Origin of the sequence: Arthrobacter sp. HMWF013, assembly GCF_003061105.1 — a bacterium.
GTDB lineage: Bacteria > Actinomycetota > Actinomycetes > Actinomycetales > Micrococcaceae > Arthrobacter.
Genome location: NZ_QAIQ01000088.1, coordinates 1 through 6,415, shown reverse-complemented (window position 1 = coordinate 6,415; position 6,415 = coordinate 1). Strand labels below are relative to the sequence as shown.

Sequence of the window (6,415 nt, the reverse complement as noted above, 5' to 3'; positions counted from 1 at the left end):
GAATTGGGCATTGATCCCGGCACCCGCCTGCGGGAGCTGGAAACGTTGGTGCTGCGGCAGGATCCTTCGTTAGCCGCCCCCGCCGCCAACGGGCACCGCAGAATCCGGCAGCGGCTGGACAACCTGCCTGCCGGGCTCACCCCATTGGTTGGCCGTGAATCGGAACTGGGGGACATATGCTCCCTCTACCGCTCGGAGGGCTGCCGGCTGGTGACCGTCACGGGTCCGGGCGGAACCGGCAAAACCCGGCTGGCGATGGCGGCGGCCGCGAAGCTCGGCCAGCGGATGGCCGACGGCGTGGGCTGGGTCAATCTCGCCCCGCTCACTCAGCCGCAGCAGGTTGCCGGCGCCATCGCCGAGACGCTGGGACTGGCGGACCAGGCGGGTGAAGATCCCCTCACGAGCGCGTCCCGCTTTCTGCGTACGCGCCGGCTGCTGTTGGTCCTGGACAACTTCGAGCACCTGGAGGAGGCCTGGCCGGTGGTACTGGATATGCTCACGGCTGCCCCCGAACTGAGGATCCTGACCACCAGCCGGCGATGCCTTGGGCTTCGTGCCGAGTACGAATACGAACTCGCGCCGCTGGCCCTGCCGCCGCTGGATCCGCCCCTGCCGCCGAGCGAACTGCGGGACGTTCCGGCCGTGAACCTGCTCCTCACCCGCGGCCGGGCAGTCCGCCCGCACTTCGACGTCGACCGCGGGAACGCTGGTGTACTGTCCCGCTTGTGCCACCGCCTGGACGGCCTTCCGCTGGCCATTGAGCTGGCAGCCGCCCAGTTGCGGCAACGCAGTGAGACCGAGCTCCTGGCTGACCTGGAATTCAGCCTGGCTGCTTTGCCGGCAGCGTTCCGTGACCTCCCGGACCGCCAGCGGACACTGACGGCAACCATCGCGTGGAGTTACAACATGCTGGGCATGGCTGAGCGTCTGCTCTTTGACCAGCTCGGCGTCTTTGCCGGCGATCCGACAGTGACGGCTGTCTGCGCGATTGGTGGTGCCAGGGGAGACTCCGGGCCTGTGCTCAAGGACATGCCGGCCGAGGACGTGCTGGCCGCGCTCGCGCGCCATAGCCTGCTGCGGCGCTACACCGATCCCACGGGACAAGGCCGTGTCTCGATGCTGCATTCAATCCGTGAGTTTGCCCGCGAACGGCTCTTTCTGCTCGACGACCCGGCCCAGGTCCGGCGCCGGCACGCCGAGTACTACCTCGGTATGGCAGAGCGGATGGCCCCGCAGCTCTGGGGCTCCGGCCAGGTGGAGGCCTTCCGGCTGTTGCACTCCGACGCCCCGGACCTGCGGACTGCCCTGCTGTGGGCCACCGGGTCCGGCGGCTCCACGGACGTGGCCCTTCGTCTGCTCGGGAGCCTCTGGCACTACTGGGAGCTGACCGGGGACGTGGCCGAGCAGCACCGGATTGCCGTGGCGCTCATGGAGGAGGTCGCGGACGCTGCCCCGTCGGTTTTGGCACCAGCATTGAGTGGGACGGCGACGTTGTGCTGGATGGTGGGCCGGTACGACCAGGCGGCCCACTTCCACCGTCGGGCGCTCCAGGCTTTCCAGTCAGCGGGGAACGGTGCCGGCATGGCCTGGACCATCATGTGCCTGGCGACGCAGGCCGCCCAGCAGGACGACTCGCTGACTGCCCACAGGCTGGCCACAGAAGCGTCGCAGCTGCCCCAGGCCAGCCCGCGCACCCGCGTTGCCGTGTTGATCATTCTGGGGCTGTTGGCCTTCTACTCCGGCGATAACGCCCGGGCGCTTGCCTTGTGCCGTGAGTGCGTCGAACTGGCCAGGCCTCTGGGCGATCGGGCACTCCTGGGGAACGCCCTGGTCAACTTCGCAGACGCCCTGGAGCAGGCGGGCGATTATGACGCCGCCGAGCAGTCCCTATACGAGGCGCTCGGCACTGCGCTGGAGTTCGGGGCCCAGGGCTACGTCGTGGCCTTCCTCGAATCCCTCGCCGGTGTCTACACGGACCAGCACAGGATTGAAGAAGCCATCCGGGTGCTGGGCGCCGCCGCCGCATACCGCACGGACCGGGCCCTCCCGCTCGCAGAGGCTGAGCGCCGGCGGATCGAGGCGATGATAGACAAAGCACGTGCCGAAGCCGGGCCAATCCGGTTTGGACTTTCCTGGGCCGCGGGCACCGCCATGACACTGGCGCAGGCAGTCCAGGAGGTTCAGCGCGGCAGACATCAGAGGGGTGTGAACTCAGCTGCCGATCAGTCAGAGCATCCAGAGCCCACAAATCAGGAAAGTGCCATCAACCCTGCCCCGTGGTGACCTGGTCTAGCCGAATTCGGCACGTTCTGCCGGGGCCTGGTAGTCGAGGTGGCGCTTGATGTCCTCGAGCTCCTCCGTGAGAACGTCTACCCGGCGCTTGTACCTGCGGAATTCACGTTTTTGCCGTTTTGCTTCCAGATATGCCCCCACCAATGAGGCCAGCCCCAGCGGCAGGGAAACAACAAAGGCCCACCCGGCTGCCACAAAGAATTCCGTCGCAACCGGCAGGGCAGCCTGGAAGTCGACTACCTGGTTGACCGTGCCAACCACTCCGCCGAGGAAAGAGTCCAAGGGCTCCATAAACTGACCCACCATTGGGGTCTCCCCCAGGGTAGGAGCATTAAAGCGGTCCTCAGCCCTGGAGCTCCAACGGGAGTCGCCCACATGATTCAGGACGTAGATGCCTGCCCCGGCGCTGGCCACCATAAAAATCAGCACGGAACGCAGTGCAGCCAGATCGAACCGGCGCGGGTTCAAGAAGATCACCAGCAGGCCGACGGCGATGGCAGAAATCCACGTGAGGGCCTTGAGCCAGTCGAGGCTTACCCCGCTCAGTACGTCCACAGTCACCGCAATTCTCTAGAACTTCCAGTGGTGGAGCTTACCTGTCCGGGCCCGTGGGGTGTTGGAACCAGCGGCGCGTTTTGCAGCAGGTCTGGACAATCGGCGAAATCACCTTAACCTTGAAATTGATAAGCATGCTTCCCATTCGTTTTGAGGAGTGATTCTGATGCACAAGACTTCAGCACTGGCGCTGGCAGCTGCGGGCTCCCTGGCTTTGGCGGCCTGTACGGGCGGTGGCACCGGACCGAGCCCGTCGCCGTCGGTCACCACCAGTGCAGCGGCCGCAGACAAGGTCTATACGGAAGACGAATTGCGCGAACTCATCGCGGGTACACGGGATGAGGAGGGCAACGAGCTGAAGCTTTACTCCCCGGAACAGGTGGAGCAAGGAGGCAACATTGCCAATCTGTTAATGAGTACGGCGAAGGTGGAGCCTGCGGACTGCAAGTCGATCGCCACCGCGGGGCTCCTGGACAAGGTTGAGGAAGGCGACGTTGCCGTGGCGCTCTCCGAAAGCGCCCAGCCACGCACCCTGTCGGCGCAATCGGGCAGCGAAGGCCCGGACGCCGTCGAACTGCTTCAGGACATCAGCGCCAAGATGGGGCAGTGCGCCAACTTCACCGTGGAGGCCCTCGGCCAGCGCTATGAGGTCTCAAGTGAAGAGCTGCAGGCGGACACCGAGGGGGAGGAAACCTTCGCGACCGTCAGCACGCGGAGCAGCGGCGAGAAGCTGATGCAGGTTTCCGCTGCCGATGGCAGGCTCCTGGTGGTAGCCACAAAGGGAGGATCGGATCTGGCCGATGACGACCAGAAGGAACTCGAGGACCTGGTAAACGGAGTCCTTGCCAAGGCCAGCGGCGGTAACGGCACAGCCACCGCCTCACCCACGGGCACGTCCACAAGGACCGCCAGCCCGACGTCGACTGTCCCCGTTTCGCCAACTCCCACCGAGACGGACGGCACCATGACGCCCGGGCCCACGGTCACCGTCACGGCAACCACCACGCCATAAGGGGAGGCTAGGAGCACAAGGCCGACGGCGGCACCCGGGGGAGTACCGCCGTCGGCCTTTCACTGCCTTGTCACCCGCCGTCCGGTCTGCTTAGCCGCCGAACCGCGCGTAGGTGCTGATCACGTTGCCCTTGCTGGTCCGGTACTGGTCTTTCAGGCTGAGCCTGGTCAGCGGGTCGCCGTCCTGGAAAAGGTGCCGGCCGCTTCCGGCCACCACAGGGTGGGTCATCAGGGTCAGTTCATCCAGCAGCCCGGCGAACAGCAGTTGCCGCGTCACTGAGATGCTGCCCATCACGGCGACCTCGCCGCCGTCGCGCTTTTTCAGTTCTGCGACAAAGTCTTCGAGCGGGCCTTCGATCAGGTGCGAGTTCTGCCACTCCAGCGGTTCCTTCAGGGTCCTGGAGGCCACGTGCTTTTCGATCGGGTTGATGAAGCCCGCAAAATCCTGGTCCGCGGTGGCGTTGGGCCAGTAACCCGCCCATTCCTGGTAGCTCACGCGGCCCAGCAGTACGGTGTCCACGCGCTCCATCATGCCGGTCATGCCCTTGCCCAGGTCCTCGTCGAAACTGTCGAACTGCCAGAGATTCGGCTCCGACACCACCCCGTCCACGGAGTGGAAAAGGCCAGCAGTCAGTTTGCGCATGGGGACCTCCAAAAGGTGTCAACGGCAGGTGCGGACCGGCGGCGGTGCCGGTCACTCCACGGTAGATGGAGGCCTGCCGATCGGGAAGGCCAGACGCGTAAAAGTTAGGTTGGTCACCACCACCTGCGTGTTGCGCAAATCCACGGGCAGACAGTCGCATACTGGACTTTGATGCGGCCACCAGCCGCACCCCCCGGCCAGGCAGGAGGAAGTGCATGGAACCCCTGAAAAAGATCGTCAAGAACCAGTATTTTCCTGCTGCCGCGGTACTCGCTGCCGTGGTGCTCTTCTGGGTCATCGCCGCGTTCGGCGGACTCTCCCTGCTCCACAACAACCAGCCGCCCATGGCCACCCTCACCTGGATGCTGTTCGTCTACGCCGCCGCCGTCCTGACGCCGCTTGCCGGAGTCCTCGCAGGGATGAGCCTGGTCCGCCGCTGGCTCCGGAACCGCGAGGCTGCAGCCGCTTACGCGGATGACGAACCCGCGTACGACGACGACGCTGAGCCAGCGCTGGAAGCGGCACCTGCCGCTGAGGTAGCCGAGGATCGGCCCGAGCCGCAGACTGCCCCGAAGGCGCGGCCGGCCCCCGAGGCGCAGCCGGCAAACAGCCAGCACGCAACGCTCCAGCCCAAGAGCCAGGCGATCAAGAAGCCGGCGCAGTCAAAGCAGCGCAAGAAGGCCGCCTGACCCCGGCAGTCACGAATTACAGGGACAGCTCCACGCGGTTCCGGCCTGCTGCCTTGGCAGCGTACAGCGCCGCGTCGGCTTCACCCAACAGGGTATTAACGTCGGCCTGATGCCCTGTGGTGAAGGCAGAGATCCCGGCACTGAGCGTCAGGCGCCCCGTCGGATCCCCTGAATGAATGATTTCCAGCCCGTGCACCGTGTCCAGTGCCCTCTCCATAAGGGCTTTGGCGCCATGCCCCGTCTGGTGAGGCAGGACCAGCAGGAACTCCTCGCCCCCGTATCGGTACACGCCATCGCTGGTGCGGGCGTTGTCAACCAATGCGGTAGCGACTGCCCGCAGGGCGAGATCACCCGCCTGATGACCATAGATGTCGTTGTACCTTTTAAAGTTGTCCACATCGCACATGGCCACGCAGTAATGCTCGGCGTAACGCAGGCTGCGGGAGTGCAGTTGCTCGAGGTCTTCGGAGAGCTTCAGGCGGTTGTGCAGCCCGGTCAGAGGATCGGTCCTCGCCTGCTCGGACAGCACCTTCCGGTAGTGCGCCAGATCGGCGTGCAGCGTGGTCACCCGCAGGGCTACCATCAGCCGGGCATGCAGGACGAACGGGTCCAAAGGTTTGGTGACGTAGTCATCTGCTCCCGCCTCAAGCCCGGCCAGCACGTCGTCGCGGGACCCCTGCGACGTCAGCAGCACAACATAGGTGTAGAGATCCGATTCCCGCGAGCGGATGGCCCGGCAGAGCGCAAGCCCGTCCAACCCCGGCATCATCCAGTCCGTGACCACCACGTCCGGTTGGTGCTCCACGAACAGCGCCCACGCTTCGTCGCCGTCCGCCGCGGTCAGGCACTCATGACCTGAACGTTCGACGGCGGCCCTTGCCACCAACAGTGAGCCCGGATCGTCATCTGCGACCAGAACCTTCATGGCGCCACGTCCAAGGCTATGTTCAGTTCAGAATCCACGTTCACGAGTTCCGCCTCCAGCCGGCCGAGTAGTTCCTGCCCGGCATCCTGATGTCCGCTGTGTCCCATCGCCTCCAGCTGGCCGCATATGGCGGCTACGGCGGTGGCGCCAATATTGGCAGCAGCACCCTTCAGGGCGTGGGCGGCCTGTACCAGCCGCGGCCCGCCGCCGTCGTTCACGGATTCGCGCAGTGCGGCGAGCCGGGCAGGCACATCCTTCCGGAAGGCCTCCGCAGCAGCCGGCAGCAGGCCGAGCCCGTCG

At 65.4% G+C, this 6,415-nt stretch carries 7 protein-coding genes; 3 read left to right on the top strand and 4 right to left on the bottom strand.

The annotated features are described in order from the left end of the window. Positions 1-2,283, top strand: a 2,283-nt coding sequence (locus DBR22_RS04125) for an ATP-binding protein (protein ID WP_146187370.1), incomplete at its 5' end; no start/stop codon positions are given. A gap of 6 nt (positions 2,284-2,289) precedes the next feature. Here DBR22_RS04125 and DBR22_RS04120 read toward each other — a convergent pair. After that, the gene (locus tag DBR22_RS04120; protein ID WP_258229034.1) at positions 2,290-2,853 is read right to left on the bottom strand and encodes a hypothetical protein; all 564 of its coding nucleotides are present in this window, start codon (positions 2,851-2,853) and stop codon (positions 2,290-2,292) included. A 160-nt stretch (positions 2,854-3,013) separates the two neighbouring features. Between DBR22_RS04120 and DBR22_RS04115 the strand changes: the two genes are divergently transcribed. Next, positions 3,014-3,859 carry a hypothetical protein gene (locus DBR22_RS04115; RefSeq protein WP_108597910.1) on the top strand — a complete coding sequence of 282 codons (846 nt, stop codon included), beginning with the start codon at positions 3,014-3,016 and terminating at the stop codon, positions 3,857-3,859. Positions 3,860-3,949: 90 nt separating this feature from the next. Here DBR22_RS04115 and DBR22_RS04110 read toward each other — a convergent pair whose 3' ends face one another. Then, on the bottom strand, positions 3,950-4,501 hold the full coding sequence (locus DBR22_RS04110) for a dihydrofolate reductase family protein (RefSeq protein WP_108597909.1): 552 nt from the start codon (positions 4,499-4,501) through the stop codon (positions 3,950-3,952). Positions 4,502-4,716: 215 nt separating this feature from the next. Between DBR22_RS04110 and DBR22_RS04105 the strand changes: the two genes are divergently transcribed. Next, complete coding sequence (locus DBR22_RS04105; RefSeq protein ID WP_108597908.1) at positions 4,717-5,190, top strand: hypothetical protein; 474 nt, start codon at positions 4,717-4,719, stop codon at positions 5,188-5,190. 16 nt (positions 5,191-5,206) lie between these two features. Here the strand turns inward: DBR22_RS04105 and DBR22_RS04100 are convergent, their stop codons facing one another. Together DBR22_RS04100 and DBR22_RS04095 are read right to left on the bottom strand one after the other, a co-directional pair. Continuing rightward, entirely contained in the window at positions 5,207-6,115 is a 909-nt protein-coding gene (locus DBR22_RS04100) for a GGDEF domain-containing response regulator (RefSeq protein ID WP_108597907.1), read from the bottom strand. Continuing rightward, on the bottom strand, positions 6,112-6,415 hold a 304-nt coding region (locus DBR22_RS04095), incomplete at its 5' end, for an Hpt domain-containing protein (RefSeq protein WP_181365016.1). The genes DBR22_RS04095 and DBR22_RS04100, both read right to left, overlap by 4 nt.

Coding starts and splice junctions, on each gene's coding strand:
- DBR22_RS04115 (WP_108597910.1), top strand. CDS start 3,014: ATGCACAAGACTTCAGCACTGGCGCTGGCAGCTGCGGGCTCCCTGGCT.
- DBR22_RS04110 (WP_108597909.1), bottom strand. CDS start 4,501: ATGCGCAAACTGACTGCTGGCCTTTTCCACTCCGTGGACGGGGTGGTG.
- DBR22_RS04105 (WP_108597908.1), top strand. CDS start 4,717: ATGGAACCCCTGAAAAAGATCGTCAAGAACCAGTATTTTCCTGCTGCC.
- DBR22_RS04100 (WP_108597907.1), bottom strand. CDS start 6,115: ATGAAGGTTCTGGTCGCAGATGACGATCCGGGCTCACTGTTGGTGGCA.